This window comes from Streptomyces endophytica (assembly GCF_026153355.1).
In the GTDB taxonomy this organism is placed as follows: domain Bacteria; phylum Actinomycetota; class Actinomycetes; order Streptomycetales; family Streptomycetaceae; genus Streptomyces; species Streptomyces endophytica.
In genome coordinates, this window is sequence record NZ_CP110636.1 from 2735880 (window position 1) to 2757166 (window position 21287).

General features: G+C 70.3%; 22 protein-coding genes and 3 pseudogenes. 2 read left to right on the forward strand and 23 right to left on the reverse strand.

Annotated elements, in window-relative coordinates; translation table 11 throughout:
- Positions 1-135 precede the first annotated feature (135 nt).
- On the forward strand, positions 136-1320 hold the full coding sequence (locus tag OJ254_RS12395) for a serine hydrolase domain-containing protein (RefSeq protein WP_265362367.1): 1185 nt from the start codon (positions 136-138) through the stop codon (positions 1318-1320).
- A gap of 273 nt (positions 1321-1593) precedes the next feature.
- Here the strand turns inward: OJ254_RS12395 and OJ254_RS12400 are convergent, their stop codons facing one another.
- From OJ254_RS12400 to OJ254_RS12505, 21 genes and pseudogenes are all read right to left on the reverse strand, one after another.
- Positions 1594-2445 carry a DMT family transporter gene (locus OJ254_RS12400; RefSeq protein WP_265362368.1) on the reverse strand — a complete coding sequence of 284 codons (852 nt, stop codon included), beginning with the start codon at positions 2443-2445 and terminating at the stop codon, positions 1594-1596.
- Positions 2442-2546, reverse strand: a pseudogene (locus OJ254_RS12405) (YbaK/EbsC family protein); the annotation flags it as partial. The gene OJ254_RS12400 and the pseudogene OJ254_RS12405, both read right to left, overlap by 4 nt.
- A gap of 151 nt (positions 2547-2697) precedes the next feature.
- Positions 2698-4349, reverse strand: a pseudogene (locus tag OJ254_RS12410) (penicillin-binding transpeptidase domain-containing protein).
- A 307-nt stretch (positions 4350-4656) separates the two neighbouring features.
- Positions 4657-5922 carry a tyrosine-type recombinase/integrase gene (locus OJ254_RS12415; RefSeq protein WP_265362369.1) on the reverse strand — a complete coding sequence of 422 codons (1266 nt, stop codon included), beginning with the start codon at positions 5920-5922 and terminating at the stop codon, positions 4657-4659.
- 87 nt (positions 5923-6009) lie between these two features.
- Positions 6010-6243, reverse strand: coding sequence for a helix-turn-helix transcriptional regulator (locus OJ254_RS12420; protein ID WP_265362370.1), 234 nt, complete (start codon positions 6241-6243; stop codon positions 6010-6012).
- 482 nt (positions 6244-6725) lie between these two features.
- Positions 6726-8201 (reverse strand): ATP-binding protein, encoded by a 1476-nt coding sequence (locus OJ254_RS12425; RefSeq protein ID WP_265362371.1) that lies wholly within the window; start codon positions 8199-8201, stop codon positions 6726-6728.
- Between the two features lie 2 nt (positions 8202-8203).
- Positions 8204-9043: pseudogene (locus tag OJ254_RS12430) on the reverse strand (bifunctional DNA primase/polymerase).
- Between the two features lie 88 nt (positions 9044-9131).
- Positions 9132-9533, reverse strand: coding sequence for a hypothetical protein (locus OJ254_RS12435; protein ID WP_265362372.1), 402 nt, complete (start codon positions 9531-9533; stop codon positions 9132-9134).
- Positions 9534-9829: 296 nt separating this feature from the next.
- On the reverse strand, positions 9830-10018 hold the full coding sequence (locus tag OJ254_RS12445) for a hypothetical protein (RefSeq protein WP_265362373.1): 189 nt from the start codon (positions 10016-10018) through the stop codon (positions 9830-9832).
- Entirely contained in the window at positions 10009-10293 is a 285-nt protein-coding gene (locus OJ254_RS12450) for a hypothetical protein (protein ID WP_265362374.1), read from the reverse strand. Before OJ254_RS12450 ends, OJ254_RS12445 begins: the two co-directional genes overlap by 10 nt.
- Positions 10294-10441: 148 nt before the next feature.
- Positions 10442-12523 carry a cell division protein FtsK gene (locus OJ254_RS12455; protein WP_265362375.1) on the reverse strand — a complete coding sequence of 694 codons (2082 nt, stop codon included), beginning with the start codon at positions 12521-12523 and terminating at the stop codon, positions 10442-10444.
- A gap of 93 nt (positions 12524-12616) precedes the next feature.
- Entirely contained in the window at positions 12617-12790 is a 174-nt protein-coding gene (locus tag OJ254_RS12460; RefSeq protein ID WP_265362376.1) for a DUF6257 family protein, read from the reverse strand.
- Positions 12791-12870: 80 nt separating this feature from the next.
- Positions 12871-13260, reverse strand: coding sequence for a DUF6251 family protein (locus OJ254_RS12465; protein WP_265362377.1), 390 nt, complete (start codon positions 13258-13260; stop codon positions 12871-12873).
- A gap of 21 nt (positions 13261-13281) precedes the next feature.
- Complete coding sequence (locus tag OJ254_RS12470; protein ID WP_265362378.1) at positions 13282-13524, reverse strand: hypothetical protein; 243 nt, start codon at positions 13522-13524, stop codon at positions 13282-13284.
- Positions 13525-13549: 25 nt separating this feature from the next.
- Positions 13550-13894 carry an RRQRL motif-containing zinc-binding protein gene (locus tag OJ254_RS12475; RefSeq protein ID WP_265362379.1) on the reverse strand — a complete coding sequence of 115 codons (345 nt, stop codon included), beginning with the start codon at positions 13892-13894 and terminating at the stop codon, positions 13550-13552.
- Positions 13894-14904, reverse strand: a complete 1011-nt coding sequence (locus OJ254_RS12480) for a DUF2637 domain-containing protein (RefSeq protein ID WP_265362380.1) — start codon at positions 14902-14904, stop codon at positions 13894-13896. The genes OJ254_RS12475 and OJ254_RS12480 overlap by 1 nt, the downstream gene beginning before the upstream one ends.
- On the reverse strand, positions 14901-15398 hold the full coding sequence (locus OJ254_RS12485; protein WP_265362381.1) for a hypothetical protein: 498 nt from the start codon (positions 15396-15398) through the stop codon (positions 14901-14903). The genes OJ254_RS12480 and OJ254_RS12485 overlap by 4 nt, the downstream gene beginning before the upstream one ends.
- Positions 15395-15586 carry a hypothetical protein gene (locus tag OJ254_RS12490; RefSeq protein ID WP_265362382.1) on the reverse strand — a complete coding sequence of 64 codons (192 nt, stop codon included), beginning with the start codon at positions 15584-15586 and terminating at the stop codon, positions 15395-15397. The genes OJ254_RS12485 and OJ254_RS12490 overlap by 4 nt, the downstream gene beginning before the upstream one ends.
- A complete protein-coding gene (locus tag OJ254_RS12495) occupies positions 15583-15819 on the reverse strand; it encodes a DUF6284 family protein (RefSeq protein ID WP_265362383.1) in 237 nt (78 codons plus the stop codon). Before OJ254_RS12495 ends, OJ254_RS12490 begins: the two co-directional genes overlap by 4 nt.
- 177 nt (positions 15820-15996) lie before the next feature.
- On the reverse strand, positions 15997-16197 hold the full coding sequence (locus tag OJ254_RS12500; RefSeq protein ID WP_265362384.1) for a hypothetical protein: 201 nt from the start codon (positions 16195-16197) through the stop codon (positions 15997-15999).
- A gap of 101 nt (positions 16198-16298) precedes the next feature.
- Entirely contained in the window at positions 16299-16682 is a 384-nt protein-coding gene (locus OJ254_RS12505) for a RapZ C-terminal domain-containing protein (protein WP_265362385.1), read from the reverse strand.
- Positions 16683-17452: 770 nt separating this feature from the next.
- Here OJ254_RS12505 and OJ254_RS12510 point away from each other — a divergent pair.
- Positions 17453-18460: an NsdA family TPR-like regulatory protein gene (locus tag OJ254_RS12510; RefSeq protein WP_265362386.1), complete on the forward strand. Its 1008-nt coding sequence runs from the start codon at positions 17453-17455 to the stop codon at positions 18458-18460.
- Here OJ254_RS12510 and OJ254_RS12515 read toward each other — a convergent pair.
- Complete coding sequence (locus OJ254_RS12515; RefSeq protein WP_265362387.1) at positions 18444-19229, reverse strand: GntR family transcriptional regulator; 786 nt, start codon at positions 19227-19229, stop codon at positions 18444-18446. The genes OJ254_RS12510 and OJ254_RS12515 overlap by 17 nt on opposite strands.
- Positions 19230-19447: 218 nt before the next feature.
- Entirely contained in the window at positions 19448-21187 is a 1740-nt protein-coding gene (locus OJ254_RS12520) for a dolichyl-phosphate-mannose--protein mannosyltransferase (RefSeq protein WP_265362388.1), read from the reverse strand.
- Positions 21188-21287 lie beyond the last annotated feature (100 nt).

The following is a 21287-nucleotide window of genomic DNA, read 5'->3' on the forward strand; positions in this document are numbered from 1 at the left end:
GCCCCGCCCCGCCGCCCGCGCCGCCGCTCCCGTGTGACGAACGCCACGGCCCGAGGCCCTGGTCATCAGCACCGATCCGGGCGTTGCACCATTGATGGGTCACGAAAGCGACGGATGAATGGGAAGCGGGAATCAGTGGTGGACGTCCAGGGCACGGTCGAGGACGGCTTCGAGCCGGTCCGGGACGCCTTCATGGCCAACTTCGCGCGACGCGGAGAGCGGGGGGCGGCGGTCGCCGTCTACCGGCACGGTCGGAAGGTCGTCGACCTGTGGGGCGGTACGAAGGACGGTGACGGCGCGCCGGACGGCACGGCCGCACCCTGGGAGGCCGGCACCGCCCAGGTGATCCGGTCCGCGACCAAGGGCATCGCCGCCGTCGTCCCGCTGCTGCTGCACCAGCGCGGACAGCTCGACCTGGACGCTCCCGTCGGCACGTACTGGCCGGAATTCAAGGCCGCCGGCAAGGAACGCGTCCTCGTCCGCCACCTCCTCTCCCACCGCGCCGGGCTGCCCGTCCTCGACACCCCGCTCACCCCCGCCCAGGCCCTCGACGGCACCAGCGGCCCGGCCGCGGTCGCCGCCCAGGCCCCCGCCTGGGAGCCGGGCACGGACCACGGCTACCACGCCCAGACCTACAGCTGGCTGCTGGGCGAACTGGTGCTGCGGGTCACCGGCCGCACCCTCGGCACCTGGGTCGCCGAGGAGATATCCGGGCCGCTCGGCCTGGACCTGTGGATCGGCCTGCCGGACGCAGAACAGTCCCGGGTCGGCCGGCTGGCCCCCGTCACGCCCCCGCCGCCGCCCGCCGCCCACGGCCTCCGGGTCCGCCCCAAGCAAACCGTCGCCGCGGCGTACGAGGACCCGACCTCCCTCACGAGCCGCGCCTTCGCGGCGATCTCGCCGGGCCCCGACGAGAACGACCCCGCCTTCCGCGCCGCCGAACTCCCCGCCTCGGCGGGCGTCGCCACGGCCCGTGCGCTGGCCCGCTGCTACGCCGCGCTGATCGGCGCGGTCGACGGGCACCCGCGGCTCTTCGCCCCCGCGACCCTCACCCTCGCCCGCACCGAGGAGTCCGCGGGCCCCGACCGCACGCTCCTGGTCTCCACCCGCTTCGGCCTCGGCTTCATGCTCCACGGCCCGGCCTCGCCGCTGCTCTCGCCCGGCTCCTTCGGCCACCCCGGCCGCGGCGGGGCACTCGCCTGCGCGGACCCCGAGAGCGGGGTCGCCTTCGGCTACGTGACGAACGGGATGCAGCGGAACGTCACGGCGGACCCGCGAGCGCAAGCGCTGTTGCGCGCTGTTTCCCACGTTGTCGGCTGACCCGCCGCTGCGCTTCGCTTAGCCGCCTCCCGCGTTGTCGGGTGGCCCCGCCGTACCTCTTCTGTTTTTTCGCCTTCGGCGGGGTGGGGTTTAGGGCCGGGGGGGGGCGCTCGCTTGGTGGTAGTGCCGGGTGTGGTCCTCCGGGGGCGGGCTTCCGGACTGCTGACGCTTTACGTCCGGAAACCCGCCCCCTCCGGCCCCCACCCTCCCGCCGGTAACCGCGCCCCCGCCCGGTGGGGGGAAGGTCAAAGACCAGGGGCTCGGCCGCGTCGTTCAACCCGAATACAACATCAGGCCGATGCCCACCACCATCAGCCCCGCGGCAGCGATCCGCGGGGTGCCGAAGCGTTCCTTGAAGAACAACGCGCCGATCGCCGCGCCGACGATGATGGAGGACTCGCGGAGGGCGGCGATGGGGGCGAGGGCGGCGCGGGTCTGGGCCCACAGGACCAGGCCGTAGGCGAGGACGGAGAGGAAACCGCCGGCCAGGCCGCGGGCCGCGAACGGGCGGAGGGCGGTGAGGAGTTGGCCCCGGTGGACGGCGAGCGCCCAGAGGGGGATGACGAGGCCTTCGAGGATCATCAGCCAGGCGATGTAGCCCAGCGGCGTGCCGGCGGCGCGGACGCCGAGGCCGTCGACGGTGGTGTACGAGGCGATGGACAGGCCGGTGGCGAGGGCCGCGATGATGGCCGGCCAGTGCGGCCGGGTGCCGGCGGCGCGGACGCCCCACAGGGCCACGCCGACCAGGCCCGTGGAGGCGAGGGCCACGCCCGCGAGGGCCCAGGGGCCGGGGATCTCGTGGACGAAGACGGCCGCCAGGACGGTGACGACGAGCGGGGCGCTGCCGCGGGCGATGGGGTACATCTGCCCGAAGTCGCCCAGCCGGAACGACCGCATGAGCAGGGCCTGGTAGACGATGTGCAGGACGGCGGAGCCCAGGAGGTAGGGCCAGGCGCCGGCGGCGGGCAGGGGGGTGAAGCCCGCCATGGCCGCGCCGCAGAGGGCGCCACCGCCGCCGACCAGGGTGAAGGCGAGGAGCTGGTCGCGTATGCCGTGGGCGATCGCGTTCCAGCTGGCGTGCGTCACGGCGGCCGCGAGGACGGCCGCGACGACCAGCGGCGTCACGAGGAACGCTCGCGCACGTCCACGACCCTGTCCCGCGCGTGCTCGATCAGCGTCGTGGGAGCGAGCGGGAAGACCGTGTGCGGGGTGCCGGCGGCCCAGACGTCGGCGAGGGCCTGGGCGAAGCGTGGGTAGGTGGGGGAGGGAGCGTCGGAGGGGGAAAGGGACATGGCCCGCACGCTAGCGAAAGCTGTACGGGCCATGCGACCGGGTTCCGGAGCGTGAGAGGGGCGCCCACCGCGGGCGCCCCCGCGCTCAGCGGGCGGTGAGGATCGCGCGGACCACCGGGCCCGCGTTGGAGCCGCCGTGGCCGCTGGCCGGGACGACGGCCGCCGCGGCCAGGTCGTCGCGGTACGCGGTGAACCAGGCGTTCGGCTTCTTCTGGTTGTCGACCTCGGCGGAGCCGGTCTTGGCGCCGACGTCACCGCTGACCCCGGACATCGCCTCGGCGGCCGTACCGGAGGTCGCGGTCAGCTTCATCAGCGACTTCAGCCCGCTGAGGGTGGCCGGCTTCATGGTGCGGGCGGCGCGGGCGAGGGTCCGGTTGTCCAGCGACGGGGCGACGATGTACGGCTGGTGGAAGGAGCCGGCGCGGACCGTCGCGGCGAGCGTGGCGACGTTGAGCGGGTTCATCCGCACACCGCCCTGGCCGATCAGCGAGGCCCCCATCTGGGCGTCGTGCTGCACCGGCACCGCGCCGTCGAAGGTGGGGATGCCGGTCTGCCAGTTCAGCCCGATGCCGAAGACGTCGCGGGCCTCGTTGGTCAGGTCGTCGTCGCTGAGGTCCTTGGCGTGCGCGATGAAGGCGTTGTTGCAGGACGCGGCGAAGCTCTGCGCGAAGGTGCCGTCCTTGATCTCGGACTTGTTGAGGTTCTGGAACTTCCAGCCGCCGACCGTGACGTACTTCGGGCACGGGTTCTTCTTGCCCGGCGAGGTCAGGCCCTTGTCCATCAGCAGCGCCGAGGTGACGATCTTCATCGTCGAGCCGGGCGCCAGCGAGCCCTGGGTGGCCATGTTGAAGCCCTTGGCCGGGGAATTGGCGAGCGCCAGGATCTCGCCGGTGCTGGGCTTGACCGCGGCCGCCGAGGCGGACTTCTTGCCCTGGACGGCCTTCTCGGCCGCGGCCTGGAGTTTCGCGTCCAGGGTGGTCTTCAGGGTGCCGGGGTCCCCTTGGAGAGCACCTTCAGGGTCTTGTCGGGCTGCTGGTCGGCCGGCTTGGCGGCCTTGGCGCGCTTGATGAACAGCTCCACGCCGGGCTTGCCGTCGGTCTTGTCGCCGTACTTGTCGCGCAGACTGTCCAGGATCGCGGCGAGCGTCGGGTGCGCCTCGGGGGTCAGCACCGCGCCGTTGCGGTCCACGGCCTTGATCGGCGGCGCCTCGGCCTCGCCGGTCCGCAGCTCGTCGCCCTTGGCCAGGTCCGGGTGCAGCACGGACGGCTGCCAGGCGACCACCGGCTTGCCGGTGGCCTTGTCCCGGTGGAGGGTCGCGGAGGTGCGGTACGAGTAGGGCGCCTTGGTGCCCTTGTAGTCGATCTGCGCGGCGACGGTGTACGGGATCTTGTCGCCGGCGGGGGTGCCGGGCGTCACCGTCACCTTGGAGAAGCCGGCCCGCTTGGCGAAGGTGGTGAGCGCCGCCCGCGAGGTGTCGGGGCTGTCGGTCAGCTTCGCGGCCTTGGCGGCGTCGCCGGACTGCCAGGCGGTCAGGAACTCCTGGCCGGCCGTCTGCACCTCCTTGGCGGACAGCGGGCCGGTCGGCACCTTGGGCGCGTTGTCACCGCCCGCGGCGCCCGCGGACCGGACCTCCTGCGGCGTGTCGTCCGATCCCCCGAACAGCGTGAAGCCGCCCACGACTCCCGCCACCAGGGCCACCGATCCGCCGATCAGCCCGTACTTCACCTCACGGCGCATGCCACCGATTCCCTCCCTGGAGCCTCGTCCTTGAATACGCACACAAGAACGTGCATCGCACTCTAAGGGACACGGGGAGAGCCCCGAGTCTCGATCCGGGCACGGTCCGGTGACGCGCTGTTGTAAGCCTGTGACGGAATTGTCGAACTTCGCGGGCGCTCACACCCAGCTGTCGAACCACATCCGGTGGTGCCAGGCGCTCTTCGGGATCGGCAGGCCCGTATAAAGCGGATAGAAGTAGATGAAGTTCCGTCTTTTGGTGGTAATCGGGCCCCGACCAGGGCTTTGACCTCCAAGCGGGGCCGTTTCACGCAGCCTGGGCCGTCTCTGGGCCGTGATCTTGGTTTCCGGACGCCAAATAGAGACTGTCCACGGCTCTGCGGGTGCGCCCCTCGCTGGTAGGCATCAGGTGCGTGTAGGTCCGCAGCGTGAACCCCGGATCGGAGTGCCCCAGATACTGGCTCAGGGCGCGGATGTTCTCGCCGGCGTCCAGCAGTACCGAGGCGTAGAAGTGCCGCAGAGCATGCATGCCGTGCTCACGCGCCACGGCGTAGCGCTCTCCTTCCTCGGGCTCGGGGATGATGCCGGCAGAGGCAAGCGCAGGCTTCCACATGAAGTCATCGAAATAGCTCACCCTCACAAAGTCGCCCGTCCTACCGCTGAAGATGAGCGATTTGGTGATGGGTGGCCCGTCCGGTGTGCGCCACGGCAGCGTCACCTTGATGGTGGGGTGCGCTTTCGAATGCGCCTGCATCGCTGCGGCCACGGCCCGGGGGAGGGGGACGTCGCGCAGCTTGCCGCCCTTCGGCGGAGCGAAGACGAACTTCCCTCGAATCCGCTTCAACTGGTGCCGTACGGCGATCCAGCCGCCCTCATAGTCCAATTCGTCGTCGGAAAGGCCGAAAACCTCACCTTGCCGCAGTCCGCACCCGCCTGCCACGTCCACGGTCGCGCGCAAATGCTCGGGGAGCGCCGAGCGAACGCTGAACACCTGCGTGGATGTCCACGGCGTGACCCGGGACGGGCTTGCCTTCGGGGTCTGCACCGAGCGAGCGAGGCACGGATTCTTGCTGAGCAGCGAATCGTCAACGGCAGCGCTCAGGGCTGCGGAAACGGTCCCGAAGATGATTCGGCGGTGTGAGGACGCGGGCACTTGGGCCTCCAGCTCTCCCAGCCAGGTACGGATGTGTCCGGGCTGGAAGGAGGCGAGGGGGCGTGTCCCGATGTACGGGTACGCGTGCAGCCGCAACCGGCGCTCTGCCGCCTCCCGACTGTTGATCTCGGTCGTGTGGGTCGCCACCCACTTCTCCGCGAACTCCTGGAAGGTGATGCGGGCGGCACGCTGGTCGATGTACTGCCCGCGCGACATGTCGGCCTTGATCTGGGTGAGCCACTGCTCGGCAAGCCGCCTCTGCTTGTCGGGGAAGGACTGGCTCTTCTCCGTGCCGTCGGGGCCGATGTAGCGGGCGCGGTAACGCATGCCCTTGCCGTAGCGGCTGGTCTTGACTCGGCGAGGCTGCCCACTGGGGCCAGTCTCGGTTTTGTACCAGCGGTCTTGAATGTGGCCGGCCATGTGTCGGCGGTCCTTTCTGGGCATGCCGCAGGGCGGGACCATGGGCCCCGCCCTGCATGGAGGTGATGTTCGGTTGGCTTGGCGTTGTCAGGCGGCTTCGGCCTCGGCTACGGCCTGCTGGGCGACCCAGGCGCGGACGGCGGCGGGGTCGTAGCGGAGGTGCTTGCCCACGCGGAATCCGGGCGGGCCGGTGCGCTTCTTGCGCCAGGCGTAGAGGGTCTCGACGCTGTCCAGACGGAACAGTTCCAAGAGGTCTTCCGGGGTCAGGTAGTGGTCCGGGAGGCCGCCCCGGAGGGTGGCAACGGCGGTTGCGCGTGGCACAGCGGGTCTCCTCAGGGGAGCGGCGGTTTAATGCCGAGATTCGGTAGCGGGTCGGGGCGCGACTGTCCGAGGTGCGGATTTCTGCGTCATTGCGTCATCAGCGTCATTGGGGCTTCTGACCTGCGGCTTTGCGTGACGCAGCGGCGAGGAGGTGCGTCATCGGCGCGTCATGGGCTGCGTCATTGAATGACGCAGATGACGCAGATGACGCAGGATGACGTAGAGACCGCCGTCTGCGTCATGGCTTTCGCCGCAGGTCAGGGGCTGTTTTTCGGCTGGCATGACGCAGATGACGCAGCGTCTTCCCTCTTAGGACAAAAGAGGGGGTGCCTGTTGTGGTGCGGTGCGCCTCAAAGCGTGAAGAAGGAGCCGCTTCGCGGCGCGTCCTTTGGCCGGCGTCCCGCCGAACAGCAAGAGGAGCACGCCTCGCCTGTGGCCGGGGGTGCTCTTCTTGCTTGTCCGGACGATCACGGGGGCGCGGGTCAGAACATCCGCTTCTCCTGGGCTGGCGGCGGGGCTGCCATGCGGGTCATTTCGAGGTACCGGCCCTCGCTGGTGCGGCCTGTGTCGATGAGGACACCCCGAGCGGCAAGCGTCGGCTGGAGGCGCTTGAGCCGGTCGGAGAGGACCTTTCCCGTGGTCGGCCACCCCTTGGGCAGGGGACGGAAGTCCTCGCCCGTGTAGAGGCGACTGAGGCAGTGCAGCCACTCGGTAGAGGTCATCCGCTGCTCGCCGCCCGGCTCGATGGTGTCGGCGTGCCTAAGGACGGTCTGCGCCAGGAGGTCGCCCTCGATCACGTCGTCGTTCAGGTCGTCCAGGCTGGCCCGGTACGCGGTGAGCGCTCCAAGGCCGGTTGCCGCGTCGAGCTGCGCGCAAAGGTGCGCGAAGTCCGCCATCCGCAGGTCGGTGGGAGTCTCCGCCTCGGCTGCGCGGACCTTGACCGTGAGATCGAGCACGGACCCGAGAACGACGGGCAGAACCTCTTCGTACTCCGCCCACAGTTCCGCCTCGGTGCGCCGGACCTTGGGCCTCTCCAGCCGCAGTGGCAGAAGGCGTTCGGCGAGGTCGGGGCGGATGACTCCCACGTCGATGCCAGTCAGGAGCAGGGGCCGGCGGTAGCGGGCGCGGAAGACGTCCCCGTCGGTGAAGAGGGCGCGCTTGACGTTCTCAATGCCGGTGACGATGCAGCACATGGCATCGGAGAGGTCCGGGGTCATGTGGGAGAGGTTGTCCAGGGCCGTGACCCACCCGGCCGCCACGGCCGCAGTCAGATTCTCCTCGTCCTTCGGGGGACGGCGTAGGTCACTGCTCATGCCCTCGATGATCCGCAGGAGCATTCGCCCCGCGGTGGACTTGCCCGCGCCCTGGGGGCCGGTGAGGAAGGGTGCGGGGACGGGCACGGACGGGCCGAGGCAGCCGATCAGCCACGCGATGGCCAGGCACTCGGTTTCCGCGTTGGCGAAGTTGCACAGCCTCAGCAGGAGGTCGATGCCCTTGTCGTCGGTGTCCTTGGCCGGCAGGGGGAGTTCCCCGGTGAGCTGGGTGCGTCGCCAGCACACCTCGCGTGGGTCGGGGATGGCGATGTCCCACCCGGTGGGGTGGATGCGGACCGACTGCCCGTCGCTGCGGCCCAGGTCGAGCCACGTCGCCCCGTCGAATCCGGGGGCAACGCGGATGTTCACGGGCTGGACGTCCTCGGTCAGTGCGAGCGCTTCGATCAAGTCCAACGCTTCCTTGAGCGCGGTTCCGTTGAAGACGCCGCGGCCGTCCTTGTACAGGCCGACCATGAGTTCTTGGCGGTGGCTGCCCGTGGTGCCCTGGGAGCGGATCGGGCGGGCCACGGGGTGGCCGTTCTTCTGCGCGTACACGGTCCCGTCGGCGGTGCGGAAGTACCGGAAGTGCGCTTGCGCGTAGTCGGTGATGACCTCGCGGGCGGGATTCTTCTCGTCGTCAGCCACGGTCACATCCCCAGCCGGGTGCGGGCGTTGGCCCAGGCGTCGGTGCAGTGCCGGAGGGATTCGCCCTTGGCCTGCGCGGCGGTGAACAGTCGCGCGATGTGGGCGTTGGTGAGGCAGCCGCACCGGCCGTGGGCGGACAGCACGGCGAGGAACGTCCGGTAGACGGTCGTGTGGACCGCACTGCGCGCCTCGGTGATGCGCTGCTCGGCCATGCAGATGCCACGCTCCAGGTAGGCAGGCGTGCGATGACGGCACTCCCCGCCCCGGCCAATGCGGGCACGGTGATGGCGTGCGACGCGGGCCGCACCGTGTCCTTCACCGCCAGGGCGCGAACGGCGTCGGGGAGGGGAACCGTGGTGCCGGTGCCGGACCCGAGCCACCGGGCGTAGGCCATCGTGGACTTGATGTCCACGTCGGGGCGTACGCGGTTTGCGGAGGGCATGGTGCCGCGGTAGATCCAGTGCTCACCTCGCGTGGTCGGCACGGTACGCGTGGCGGGCAGGGTCTGGCGGGCCCAGGTGACGGCGGCGGCGTTGTCGAGGTCGAGGACGGTAAGCCCGGCGCCCGCCGGGTGGTAGGCGACGGCTACCGCCTGGCGCCACGCGGCCTTCCAGGCCGGGGAGGTGAGGACGGCGGGTCGGTGGTGGCGGCGGCCCAGCCGTGGCATGGCTGGGGCACTGGCACGGGCCTGCGGCCTTCATGTGCGGCCGGTCCCCGCAGGCGCTCCGCGCGCACTGGAGGCAGTTGCCGAAGGGCTGCTTCCCCTGCCGCAGGGGAAGCACGGGTACGCCGAGGGCGGCCAGGGCCAGTGCTTCTCGCTGGATGTCGGTGGGTTGGGTCATGCTGGAGACCTCCACAGGTCTGTTGAGGACTGGGAGAGACCAGGGCGGCCGCCTTCTCGCCAAAGACACGCGGCCGCCCTGGGCGTTGCTAGCTGTTGGTGCTGGCCCACGGGTCGTCCATCTGGGCGGCGGCCCAGAGGGTGTACTCCTGGCGGACGTAGCCGCGGGGGTTGGCCTCGGCGGCGGGGTGCTCGGGCCAGTACGGGGTGCCGCCGTAGTTGCCGTCACCGGCCTTGTCCGTGTCGAGCAGGTAGACGGCGGAGGCTTCGGCCTCCTCGACCGCCGTGGCGATTCCGGGCTCGTCGTCGAAGGCCGTGAGCCGCAGCGCGACACGGTCCAGGAGAGCGGCATGGCGCAGGTACCACTCGCGACCCAGTTCGGCCTCCGGGTCCGCAGAGACCGCGGTGAGCGAAGCGATCTCGGCGACCAGGTGTGGGGCGTTGGCGTACGCCTGCTCCGCGGTCACGGTCTCGGTGGGGTTGAAGCCCATGTCAGTGGTCCTTCCGGGCTAGAAGGGAGGTTCGTTGCAGAGGCAGTCGGGGGTGCAGCGGTGCCGCCGGGAAAGGCGGGGCAGGGGCATCAGGAGCCAGCGGCGCTCGTGGTTCCAGCAGATGCACGGCTCCCAGCGGGAACCGTCGTACTCGCCGGTCTTTGGGTGGCCGTATTCGTGCTCGATGCCGCCGTCGCCCTCGCAGTATTGGCAGTCGGGGTGGGGGTGTCGGTGAGGATGAGGGCCGGTCGGGGCCAGGTGGCGCGCTGGATGCGCAGTCGGAGCATGCGGTTGTCCTAGTGGCCGGAGATGGCGTGCGCGATGGCGGTGGTCAGGTCGTTGATGGTCTGGCGAGCGCCGGTGTTGGCGAGGTAGAAGCCGAAGAGGACGGCGACGATGGCGGCGCCGGTGCCGAGGGACTTGTAGCGGAGCAGCAGGGCGAGCAGGACGCCGAGGATGACGACGACGGAGAGGGTTATTGCCACGGCAGGGGCTCCTTGCGGGTGGTGGGGTGGGCGCGGGTGCCGTCGGTGTGGAGGCGGCGGGCGTGGTTGTGCAGGCGGCGGCCGATGCGCAGGCGCTTGCCGTGGGTGCGGCAGCGGCGGCACGGTTTGCCGCGCTTGAGCGCACCGGTGCGGGTGCGGCGCAGGCGGTAGCCGACACCGCGGCATGCGCGGCAGGTGCCGAACGGCTGGATGGCGCACAACGCTGCGTAACCACCGATGGCGAGGAGCAGCAGCGCGGAGCTAGCGGTGAGCATGAGGGGGCAACTCCCATTCCTGGGCGGTTTCGGGGGTTGGGCCTGGTCAGGCGCTAGACGCTAGGTGCCTGGTCGCAGGCCCTTTGGGGTGCTAGCGGGGGTGCTAGACCTAGCAGCGCGGGCTGCTAGGTCTAGCAGCGCTGCTGGGTCAGGCAGCGGCCCGATCGGCGTCACGCCGGGTAATCGCGGCGGTGATGTCCGCGCGTTCGACGCCCCGGCGGTTCTTGCCCTCGCCGTCGTCGGTCTGGCCCCAGACCTGCCCGGCCTTGATGCCCCAGGGCTTCAGGGCGGCGGTGACGTTCTCACCCTTCCACCCCTCGTACGTCTCCGGCCGCAGCTCGATCAGGCGGGCGGCGATCCGCTCGCACCACACGGCCTTCTCGGTGGCCGGCATCACGGCCAGCACATCGGTCAGGATGTCCGCGCTGGTGCTCTTCTCCGGCCCGTTGCCGATGGCGTGGCCGGTGACGTTGCCGTACTCCTCGCGCATCTTCCTCGCCCGTGCCACCACGGTTTCGGCAGCGACGGCGTCCACGAACGCGGATGCCACGATGCGCGGGTCGTCGCCCTCACCGGCCATCCAGCAGATGCCGCGGTCGGAGCGGGAGAACATGGTGGCCCGGTATCCGGCCTTGTACATGGACGTGCCCAGGACCATGTCGTTGGCGGGCTGGCCCATCACCTTCAGGCAGAACCGCAGAACGGCGTTGGCGGAGATCCCGGTGGGCAGGGACTTGGCGTCGGGGCGCTGGGTGCCGAACATGCCGACGATGCCCAGCGCGGGGCCGCGTTTGACCAGGTCGGTGCAGATGTCCTCGATCTCGGCGCCGTACTTCTCGTGCTCGAAGGGGACTTGGCACTCATCGAACCCGACCACGATCGGGTGCAGGCCCAGTTTCTTGTCACCGGCCAGCTCCGGGGTCACCTTCGACTCCGGGCACCGCGAGCGCGGCAGGGACTTAATCACCTTTGCCCTCCGGCGCAGTTCGTCCTTCAGCTCCCTCAGGGCCTGGACGACGTATTCGATGTCCTCGCTCTCTTCCCCGGCCCGGTAGCGGTGGCACACCGGCTCCAGGGCGCCGAAGTCGCCGGTGCCCTTGAAGTCGAACGCGTGGATCTCGGCACGCGGGTCGAGGGCCGCGATGAGCAGGAGCAGCCGCATCAGGAACGTCTTGCCCATGCGGGGGATGGAGCCGACGACGACCGAGGCGAACATCAGCGTGACGACCACGTCGCGCATGCGCTGGTCGTTGCCGAACACCACCGGTTTGAACAGGTCCACCTGCCCGGACTTCAGCAGCGGCCAGGCCGGTTTGGTGGTCTCGTTCATCGGCTTGTCCCCCACCCACAGGATCAGCCGGCCCTCATGCTCGGTGGGGTCGGGGGAAGGCCACACGCAGCCGACCTTGCGGCGCAGGCCCGAGGCGAGGGGCTTGCGGGCCTCCATGATGTCCTCCGGCGTGACGCCGTAAGGAAGGTCAAGGTCGGCGCGGTAGCCGGGCCCGTCGCGGACGATTTCGCTGGTGAAGCGCATGCCGTTCATCTCGCCGCCCTTCTTGATGGCGGCGGTAATCCTCGCGTTGCCGATGCTCTCCAGCCCCCGCAGCACGATCGTGCCGGTGAGCTTCTGTACCTCGGTCTTGAGGACCGCGGGGCCGACGACGGGTGCGTCGGGCTGCTGGCCGGCCAGGCCCAGCAGCAGCACCCCGCCCGCCCCGAACGCATACAGCAGGGCGGGTGCCATGACGTAGAGCCACAGGGCGAATCCGATGCCGAAGACCAGGGCGACGAGGGTGACCAGGCCCCGCAGGCCAACGCGTCCGGCCCGCAGCCGGGCCAGACGCATGTACGCCTCCACGTCCTGTTGCTGCACCGCGTACGCGCGCAGCGGGGCCGCTTCGCGGTCCCAGATCCACCGGTTGGTGGAGGCGATGAAGCGGCACGTGCCGCGCGGCGCCATCCCTGTTAGACGCGCGGCGTACAGCGGCACGCGGGCCCCGTGGAAGAGGGCGGCGTAGCCGAGGTTGGCGCCGGCGTGCTGGGCGGTGGCCAGGAAGTCACGGCGGTTGGTCAACCAGCCGGCCACGATCGGCTTGCGCTTCTCGTTGACCACGCCGGGCTTGGGCAGGTTGGGGTTGTCGACTGCCGGCGGGGCCGCCGGGGTCTCGTCATCGTCGGGGGTGTCCGGTACGGCGCGCAGGTGCGCCGCGGGGGTGACGGTGTCCGTCATGCTGGGAGTCCTGTCTGCACAGAGGTGTGTGTGGATGGGGAAGGCCCGGGGCGGTCGGTTCGCCTGGCAGCCATCGGCCGCCCCGGGGCGCAGTCACTTGCCGGTCTTGGCGCCGCGCTTCGCGGCGCCGTCCAGAACCCGGTCGACCTTGCGCTGAAGGTCGGAGAGGTCAACGTCCTCACCCGCCAGGGAGCGCTTGCACATGCGGGCGGTGAAGTAGGCGACCTTGGCCTTCTCGGCGGCGGTCAGCGGCGGTTCCTGGGCCATGACGCTCCGATCTGGAGCTGGGCTGTCCAGCTCCCCTTGCCACCCCACCGACCAGCCGGGCGGGGTGGCGCGGGCAGCCGTCAGCCGTGCTTGCGGCGGGCCTTGGCGACGTTCGCGGCGGCCGCCTTGCCGTCGGGGCCTCCGACGGACTTCACGACGGTGCCAACACCCCAGGCTCCGGCGACCAGGACCAGGGCGAGGAAGGCGAGCGGCACCGCCAGGGAGGTCATGGCGGTGATGAGCATCGGCCCGAGGAAGACCCCGGCCGCCACCGCTCCGCCCCCGGCGCCGGCCCCCAGGGCCAGACGCTGCACGGTGCGGTCGGGTGCGGCCTGGTGGATGTGCTGAACCACGATCGGTTGCTGGTCGTAGACCGTCGGGGTGGGCAGCGGTTCGGGCCGGTAGACCGGCGGATGCGACTCCCTGGGAACGGGAAGGGGGTTGTCGAACTGGTAGCGGCGCGGCGTCACGGCCCGCCTCCTTTCAGCAAGTCAGACCGTGGAGGGGCGGGGCATGGCGCGGCACTTCTCGGCGTGCTGCTGGGCACCGCGGTGGATGACCTTCTTCAGGTAGCCGCTGGCCTGGTCGCCGCATCCCCGGCAGGTGTAGGCGTACACCCAGTCCCGTTCGGTGACGTCGACGGTGAGGGTGGGGTCGCGCAGGATCTCCGCGGCCAGGGTCAGATAGCGGGCGGTGGTGCCTTCAGCCCAGGTGGTCTGGGTGCTGGTGCTCATGACTGTGCTCCTTGGGAGTCGGGTGTCAGGCGGCGCGCTGTTCGTCGTCGGGGTAGGCGCAGGGGACGCACATGCCGAGGGAGCGCGGGATGCAGTACCCGGCATCGCGATGGCAGTGGGGGCAGGTGCGGCGGGCGAGGTTCGCCCGTTCCAGGGCCGCCCACCGGCCCGGCGTCATGGGCCGGACCGGGCGAGCGGCGTCGATGCGGTACAGGTAGGCCACCAGCGGCCCGCGGCGGCGGCGGCGGCGCCGCTCAAGCTGTGCGACCACCGGTTGACCGGCGGGCCGCAGGCCGAGGGCGCGCAGCTGGCGGCGGGTGGCAAGCCCGTCGGGTGCCAGGCGCCACGGGTAGGTGGGAATGCCTCCCATTACGGGGCGGCGATGGCCAGCTCAGCGCGCCGGGCGTCGCCAGGCTGGCGGTGCTCGGCATACCGGGCGGAGACCCAGCCGACGGACCAGCCGCACAGGTCGGATGCGGCCCGCACCGGAAGCCCGGCAGCGAAGGCGGCGGCGACTAGGGTGCGCGCTTCGTCCTCGGGCAGCTTCTCCTCGGCCGGAGGACGGGCTAGGAGGGCGGAGCGTTCACGCTCGGCTCGCTCTTCACGCTCACGCTGTTCACGCTCACGAGCCTGAGCACGCTCGCGGCGTTCACGCTCGGCCTGTTCGGCGGCCTGGCGTTCACGCTGTTCACGCTCGCGCTGTTGCTGTTCACGCTCGCGTTCACGGCGTTCACGAGCCTCCCGCTCCTCCCGCTGCTGGGCGGCGGCCTGCTCGCGTTCCTCGCGTCGCTGGCGCTCTTCCCGCTCGGCTTGTTCACGGGCGATCTGGGCTTCATGCTCGCGCTGTTCACGGGCCAGGGCGGCGGCCTGCTCCCGCTCCTCCTGCCGGTCCCGGCGGGCAGCCTCCTCCCGCTCCCGGGCCGCCTTTTCGCGGCGCTCGCGCTCGGCCCGCTGCTTGTCCTCCAGGGCGTTGACCGCGCGGGTGATGGCGCGGCGGTAGGCCAGTCCGGTCTCTGCCGTGACGATCAGCAGCAGCGGCGCGACCGCGTGCACGGCCACGCCCACCAGGTCTTTCTTCAGCGCGGAGTCGGCGATGTTCAGGGCCAGGGTCATGGCTCCGGTCATCCACCGAAGAGCGATGGGCCACCGGCCGCCGTGCCCGCCCAGGCGGGCCAGGACCGAGTCCAGCCGGACCACGATGACCACGGCCGCGTCAACCACCAGCGGCAGGATCGGCGCTGTCCACACCCACCCGCCCGGGGTGTGGGAGGCCATGAGCGGGGTGACGGTCAGGATGGAGTAGAGCATCGCGCCGGCCACGATCAGCCACGTGCCGACCGCCAACGCGCGCTCGGCTGAACGCACTTGAACACCGTTCACCGCGCACCCCCCGGCGGCTCGACCGCGGGGGCGGTGACGCTGCGGAAGTGGTCGCCGGTGGCGTCGTAGATGAACGGCACACACCGCCACGCAACCTCGGCCGCCGGGCGTTCACCGACCGGCCGCCAGCCGTCCAGCGAGACACCGAGGGTGGCCGCAAAGGCGTAGGCGGCCGCGCGGTCGGGGTGGAGACTGTGAGGCTCGCCGTAGTGGAGCAGCAGCATCACCGAGGCGTCAGCCGCCGGTCCGGACCGGGCCTGGGCCAGTTCGGCCGCCGTGTCCTCCAGTGCGATCTGGAGCAACTGCGCGTCCTGCACGGCGGTCTCGGCCTCCTTCTCGGCGGCCTCGGCGCGGGCGGTGAGCGCGAACACTTCCCGGATGTGGGAGCCGTAGGCGGCATCCGCTCGCCCTTGAACCTCCCGGGCCTGAGCGCGGGCGGCATCTGCTTCGGCGACCAGTCGGGCGAGACGGATTCGGGTGACGAAGCGGATCACGACTGCCTCCCGTCCCGAGCGAACAGCAGCCATCCGGCACCCTTCAGGAGCAGCCCGACCCCTGCCAGCACGCGCCACGACGCGTTGCCGGTGACGGCATGCGCGAGGGTGCCCACCAGGAAGACGGCGATCCCGACGAACACCAGGACCAATCCGCGCCGCGGGTGGGGAGTGAAGAAGGCGTTCATGCCGCGCCTCCCGCCTGGGCCTTGTTCGCCAGCGCGGCCCGCTCGGCCAGCACCCGGGCCTGGGCCCGGCGCAGGCGCCGGGCGTCCAGCTCCGAGGGCACCCGGTCCATCAGGGCAATGCGAACGTCCAGCAGCTCGACTTCCGCCTCGATCAGCGGCGTCTCGGCGACGATGGCGGCCCACTCCGTGGCCGGCTCACGGTCCGGATCAGGGACCAGTGCAATGATGCTCATGGGTCGTTGTGTCCTCTCAGGTGGAACGGCCCTCCAGCGGCCCCGGGGTGCCTCCCGGGGCCGCGCGCCGTTCGGATGAGGCCGCACAGGGTGTGTGCGGCGGGCCGCGTGGCGGCCGGTGCCCCGGGCCGGATTCGATCCGGCGCCCTTCACGGCTGGATGCCGGGGCGGTGCGCGTCAGAAGGAGTGCGAGATGGTGCCGTGGTGGTCGCCCTTGATGACCGTCATCCCGTCGCCGGAGAAGGTCCGGCTTCCGGTGTCCTCGCTGCGGGTGTCGCCGTCGTGGATGTCGCCGTTGAGGGCGACCGGGCCGGACGTGTCGGAGATGACCGTTCCGATGTCGCCGTGGTGGTCGCCGTTGATGATGATGCGGGCCATGTCTGCTCCTTTGATGAGAGCGGCCGGTGGTGGCCGCAGTGCCCCGGGCCGGATTCGATCCGGCGCCCTTCACGGCTGAATGCCGGGGCGGTGAGCGGGGGTTAGCGCTGGACCACCGGGCGGTGCATGTCCCGGTGGGTGACCGCGACCCGGAAGCCGTCGGCACGCAGCCTTTCGGCGAGTGCACCGGCGAAGGTGGGGGCGCGGTGGCGTCCACCGGCGCAGCCGTCGGCCACGGTGACAACTCCGGCGCTGGGCCCGGCCGCGAACGCGGCAACGGCCGTCGCGGTGGCCTCGACCAGGGCCGGGATGCCGGCCGTGTTCAGCACGGCGTTACGCACCGGCTCATCGGCGGCGGTCATGTACCGCAGTTCCGGGCTGACGTGCGGGTCACGGAAGTGGTGCCGCAAGTCGAGGGTCAGGTCCGCGACAGGCGGTTCGCCATGCAGATAGCCGAACGACAGGATCTCCACAAGGGCGCTCATGAGGACTCCTCGGAGGTGAGAGGGATGATCCGGCTCCCCACACCCCCGCCCGTACGGACAGCCCCTCGAAGGGGGCGCCCGGACGGGCGGAGGAGGCAACCGGCCGCCGCACTTGGTGCGGCGGCGTGCTCTAGGTCAAGCGGTGCGCGGGCCTGAGCCGCGCTGGACGCCTTTTGCGGGAGGTGACGGCCCGTCGTACGCGATATGGATCTGTGCCTCTGTCCCGCTCTTCCGAGGAATCGCATCTCGGTCTCTTCGCGCGGCGTGCGTGCCCTTGGGCAGATCCGTTCTTTTGAGTCGGCACGTGTCCCTGACGGGAGATGGCCGACTGGTCTCCGCTCACCTCGGCCGGTGTGCTCACGGCCGTCGTGTCTGTGGCGGATCACGCTGTTGAGTTGGGGACCAGATCGAAAGTGATGCTCCATCTGGTGCGCACCAGATTGGCATCTGGTGCGCACCAGAGTCAAGGGCTTCGCTGTTTCGAGCGGCGGTTGCCCGCCCCTGGCGTGTCTCTAGAAGACCGGTCCGGGATGGGGTGTCGGTAGCCAACAGGCCTTAACCCCAAGCCTGTTAACCCCTGTTGACCTGCGGTGTTGTGAGGCATGCTGGGGTGGTCAGCGAGCGGATCTATCGCCGGGCGGTGGCCTGTGAGTACAGGACTTCGGAATGCACGGACAGCGCGAGGCTGGTCTCAAGAGCGTCTGGTTCGCGAGATTGAGCAGTACGCCCGACGGCACGTCACGGATGTTGCCTCGACGGCGAGTTTGCGTGTGTACGTGTCTGAGTGGGAGAACGGCAAGCGCAACATCTCGGACCGCTATGCGGCGATTTTGCGGAAACTCCTCGGTGTCATCGACACGGAGTTGAGGGGCGGCACGACCGAGGTTGCCCCGTCTGGGGTCGACGGGTACGACGAGTTGCTGAGCAGGATCGACGCAGCTAGCAGCGTCAGCCAATCCATGGTGAAGACGTTCAACGACCAGACCGAGCTACTGCGAACCATGGACCGCCAGTTGGGCGCCTCTGCCCTCGTGGACCAAATGACGGGTCACCTCGCAGCCCTTGAAGACGCGCTGAACTTCGCGGTCCTGCCCAGTGCACGGCGGCCTGTGGCCCTTGCGCTGGCGGGAGCGTCAACGCTGGCCGCATGGCAGGCAATCGATGCCGGGGCGGTCGAGCGAGCCTGGAGGCACTACGAAGTTGCGAAGAGGGCAGCACGTGACGCTGAGGACCGCATGTACCTCACGCACGCCATGGCGGAGCAGGCGTACGTGCTCTGTGAGGCTGGCCGGCCGGGGCTCGGCCTTGAACTGGTACGGGACGCGCAGCGCACCCTTGGTCGGGACGGCTCTCCCCGTTTCCGTGCGTGGCTGTACGCCGCGGAAGCAGAGTTGTGCGTCCATGCAGGACTGCCTGATGACTGCCGGCGGGCGCTCGACGCTGCTGCCGCTAGTCTCCCCCCTGGCCATGAGGACCGCGATCCCGAGATGCGAAGCATCTTCCTCAACGAGGCTCACCTAGCTCGATGGCGCGGGAACGCACTTGCCCTGCTCGGCGACGAGGATGCTGTGCGTAGCCTGTACGGCGCTCTGGAAGTGGTCGATCCGTCCTTCGTACGAGCGCAGGCGGGGCTGCACGCCGACCTCGTACAGGCCCACTTGGCGCGAGCCGAGTACGAGGAGGCGAACACCCACCTGAGGCAAGCGAGGCTGTTGGCGAGTCGCACGGGTTCCGTACGCCAGCGCCGCCGCATTGACCTCCTCAGCGCGCGGCTGTAGCTCCCTGCGTGCCGCGGCTGGCCTGGATGTGGAGCAGAGCAACGAGCGTGCCGGAGCCCATCAGCTCGCCACGAGCCATCAGGTTCGGAATGTCGCTCAGAGGTACCCACGCGATGTGGCCGGCCTCTTCAAGGTCCGTTGGGTCGCCAACCTGGTCAGCTCCCCGCCCCACGAAAATCTCGTGAGGAGAGTCGACCATGCCGACCATGGGCTGATAGGTGACGATGTGCTCGACCGATTTCGGCCGCCAACCCGTTTCCTCTACGACTTCCCGTACCGCCGTTTCCGCGGGGTCTTCTCCCGCGTCCACGATGCCGCCCGGGAGCTCCCATCCCCACTGCTGCGGGACGAAGCGGTACCGGTACATCATCAGCACGCGGTCCTGATCGTCCAGAACCGCAGTCACGGCGACATGGTTGAGCTTCACCACGTGATGTTCGAAGCGTTCCATGCCGGGCGGCTCCACATCCCAGACCTGGAGTTTGACCCAGCGATTGTCGTAGATATCGCGCTCACCATGAATACGCCAAGGCTCCAGCCCCTCAGGAGTCTCGACACTCGCAGCGGGCACTCGATAGGAGCTACGGCCGCGAACCTCCAAGGCTCCCTCTGCTACGAGGCGGGCCAGCACTTGCCGAAGTGCCGTCCGGCCGATGCCGAGTTCCTCCACGAGAGTGCGCTCTGACGGCATCTTGTCGCCCGGGGCGTACTCGCCTGAGGCGAGCCGTGCACGAATCGTCTCGTAGACCTTGGCTGTCTTCGGTCCCATCCGCAGGGCACTCTCCCTCTTGAGGTGGTGCGTACCAGCGTAGCGGGCAAGAGTCACGCTGCCTCCGGTCGTATCTCGGGTTATTCCGCACGGCGATTTCGGGGCAGCACGGGGGCGACCTTGGGGCCGTCTGTGGGCCGTCTGATGACGGCCCACGCTGACCATCGACCGCCAACAACGACCGTTGTGGCGTGACGCGACGAACGGCGTTTCCCCGGCTATACCCAGCTGTCGAACCACATCCGGTGGTGCCAGGCGCTCTTCGGGATCGGCAGGCCCGTATAGAGCGGATAGAAGTAGATGAAGTTCCAGATGATGAGCAGGACGAGGACGCCGGCCCCCACGGCGCCGACGGTCCGGCGGCGCTCGGTCGCCCCCGGTGGCCCGATGAGCGCGCCGATCATCATGGCCAGCGCCAGGCACAGGAACGGCACGAAGACGACGGCGTAGAAGAGGAAGATCGTGCGTTCCTGGTAGAGGAACCAGGGGAGGTAGCCGGCGGCGACCCCGCAGGCGATGGCGCCGGCCCGCCAGTCCCGCTTGAACAGCCAGCGGTACAGGACGTACAGCAGCGCGAAGCAGGACGCCCACCACAGCAGCGGGGTGCCCAGGGCCAGGACCTCGCGGGCGCAGCCCTCGGCCGCGGTGCAGCCGTCCTGGCCGAACTTGGGGTCCTCGTAGAAGTACGACACCGGGCGGCCCAGGACCAGCCAGCTCCAGGGGTTGGACTGGTACGTGTGCGGGGTGGTCAGTCCGGTGTGGAAGGCGTAGACCTCGGTCTGGTAGTGCCACAGGCTGCGCAGCCAGTCCGGCAGCCAGGTCCAGCCGGCCGCCCGGCCCTCCGGGGTGGTGGCCCAGTCGCGGTAGTAGCCGCCCTTGGTGGCGATCCAGCCGGTCCAGGACGCGAGGTAGGTGGCCAGGGCGACGACGACGGTGGAGCCGAAGGCGGCCAGCACGTCGCGGCGCAGCGCCGAGCGGAACGGGCGCCGGGCACCGGCCGTGCGGCGGGCCGCGACGTCCCAGAGGAACGACATCAGGGCGAACGCCGCGAGGAAGTACAGACCGTTCCATTTGGTGGCCGAGGCCAGGCCCAGGCAGAGACCGGCCGCGATCCGCCAGGGCCGCCACCCCAGCCGGAGCCGGTCACCGACAGCGCCGTCCGGACGGGCCACCCCGTCCGGACTCACCGGAAGCGCCGTCGCGAGCCGGGCGCGGGTGCGGTCCCGGTCCACCAGGAGGCAGCCGAACGCGGCCACCACCCAGAACATCACGATCAGGTCGAGCAGCGCGGTACGGCTCATCACGAAGTGCAGGCCGTCCACCGCCAGCAGCGTCCCGGCCAGGCAGCCCAGCGCCGTCGACCGCATCAGCCGCCGCCCGATCCGGCAGACCAGCAGCACGGACAGGGTGCCGAGCAGCGCCACCATGAAGCGCCAGCCGAAGGGGTTCATCCCCAGCGCCCACTCGCCGACCGCAATCAGCCACTTGCCCATCGGGGGGTGGACGACGTACGAGTGCTCCGGCGAGAGCAGGATCTGCGGCGGGTGGGCCACCAGCGCGTCGTTGGCGTTCTTCGCCCAGGTGCCCTCGTAGCCGTACTGGAGCAGCGACCAGGCGTCCTTGGGGTAGTACGTCTCGTCGAATATCACCTTGCGCGGGCTGCCGAGGTTCCAGAACCGCAGCACCCCCGCGAACAGCGCCACCAGCAGCGGGCCGCCCCAGCCCGACCAGCGCGCCAGCCGGGCCGACGCGTCCGGGCCCGCGCCGAACACCGCCCACAGCCGGCCGCCCGACGTGGGGAACGCGGGCGCCAGCCGGGTCCGTACGTCGGCCGGCGGCGCGGCCGGATATCCGAATCGGCGCAGCCGCCGCTGCCAGACGGGGGGCTGCCGGGCCGGCTCCGGAGCGGCGTGCGCGGCGGCGTCGGTCGCGGTGGTGTCACTCGTCACCCGGCCCATCGTAGGGAAGCGGCCTGTGGACCGGTGGGGAGCGCCACCGGCGGATGCCCTACGGGCCGGGGCGGGTCGGCGGGCCGGCGGTGTCCTGGGAGGATGGGCG

What these genes read in the sequence shown, in the direction of transcription:
- OJ254_RS12500 (WP_265362384.1), bottom strand. Translation starts at nt 16,197, where the DNA reads ATGGCCCGCATCATCATCAACGGCGACCACCACGGCGACATCGGAACG.
- OJ254_RS12490 (WP_265362382.1), bottom strand. Translation starts at nt 15,586, where the DNA reads ATGAACGCCTTCTTCACTCCCCACCCGCGGCGCGGATTGGTCCTGGTG.
- OJ254_RS12495 (WP_265362383.1), bottom strand. Translation starts at nt 15,819, where the DNA reads ATGAGCATCATTGCACTGGTCCCTGATCCGGACCGTGAGCCGGCCACG.
- OJ254_RS12435 (WP_265362372.1), bottom strand. Translation starts at nt 9,533, where the DNA reads ATGGGCTTCAACCCCACCGAGACCGTGACCGCGGAGCAGGCGTACGCC.
- OJ254_RS12470 (WP_265362378.1), bottom strand. Translation starts at nt 13,524, where the DNA reads ATGAGCACCAGCACCCAGACCACCTGGGCTGAAGGCACCACCGCCCGC.
- OJ254_RS12415 (WP_265362369.1), bottom strand. Translation starts at nt 5,922, where the DNA reads ATGGCCGGCCACATTCAAGACCGCTGGTACAAAACCGAGACTGGCCCC.
- OJ254_RS12450 (WP_265362374.1), bottom strand. Translation starts at nt 10,293, where the DNA reads ATGCTCACCGCTAGCTCCGCGCTGCTGCTCCTCGCCATCGGTGGTTAC.
- OJ254_RS12475 (WP_265362379.1), bottom strand. Translation starts at nt 13,894, where the DNA reads ATGGGAGGCATTCCCACCTACCCGTGGCGCCTGGCACCCGACGGGCTT.
- OJ254_RS12460 (WP_265362376.1), bottom strand. Translation starts at nt 12,790, where the DNA reads ATGGCCCAGGAACCGCCGCTGACCGCCGCCGAGAAGGCCAAGGTCGCC.
- OJ254_RS12455 (WP_265362375.1), bottom strand. Translation starts at nt 12,523, where the DNA reads ATGACGGACACCGTCACCCCCGCGGCGCACCTGCGCGCCGTACCGGAC.
- OJ254_RS12515 (WP_265362387.1), bottom strand. Translation starts at nt 19,229, where the DNA reads ATGGGACCGAAGACAGCCAAGGTCTACGAGACGATTCGTGCACGGCTC.
- OJ254_RS12505 (WP_265362385.1), bottom strand. Translation starts at nt 16,682, where the DNA reads ATGAGCGCCCTTGTGGAGATCCTGTCGTTCGGCTATCTGCATGGCGAA.
- OJ254_RS12520 (WP_265362388.1), bottom strand. Translation starts at nt 21,187, where the DNA reads ATGGGCCGGGTGACGAGTGACACCACCGCGACCGACGCCGCCGCGCAC.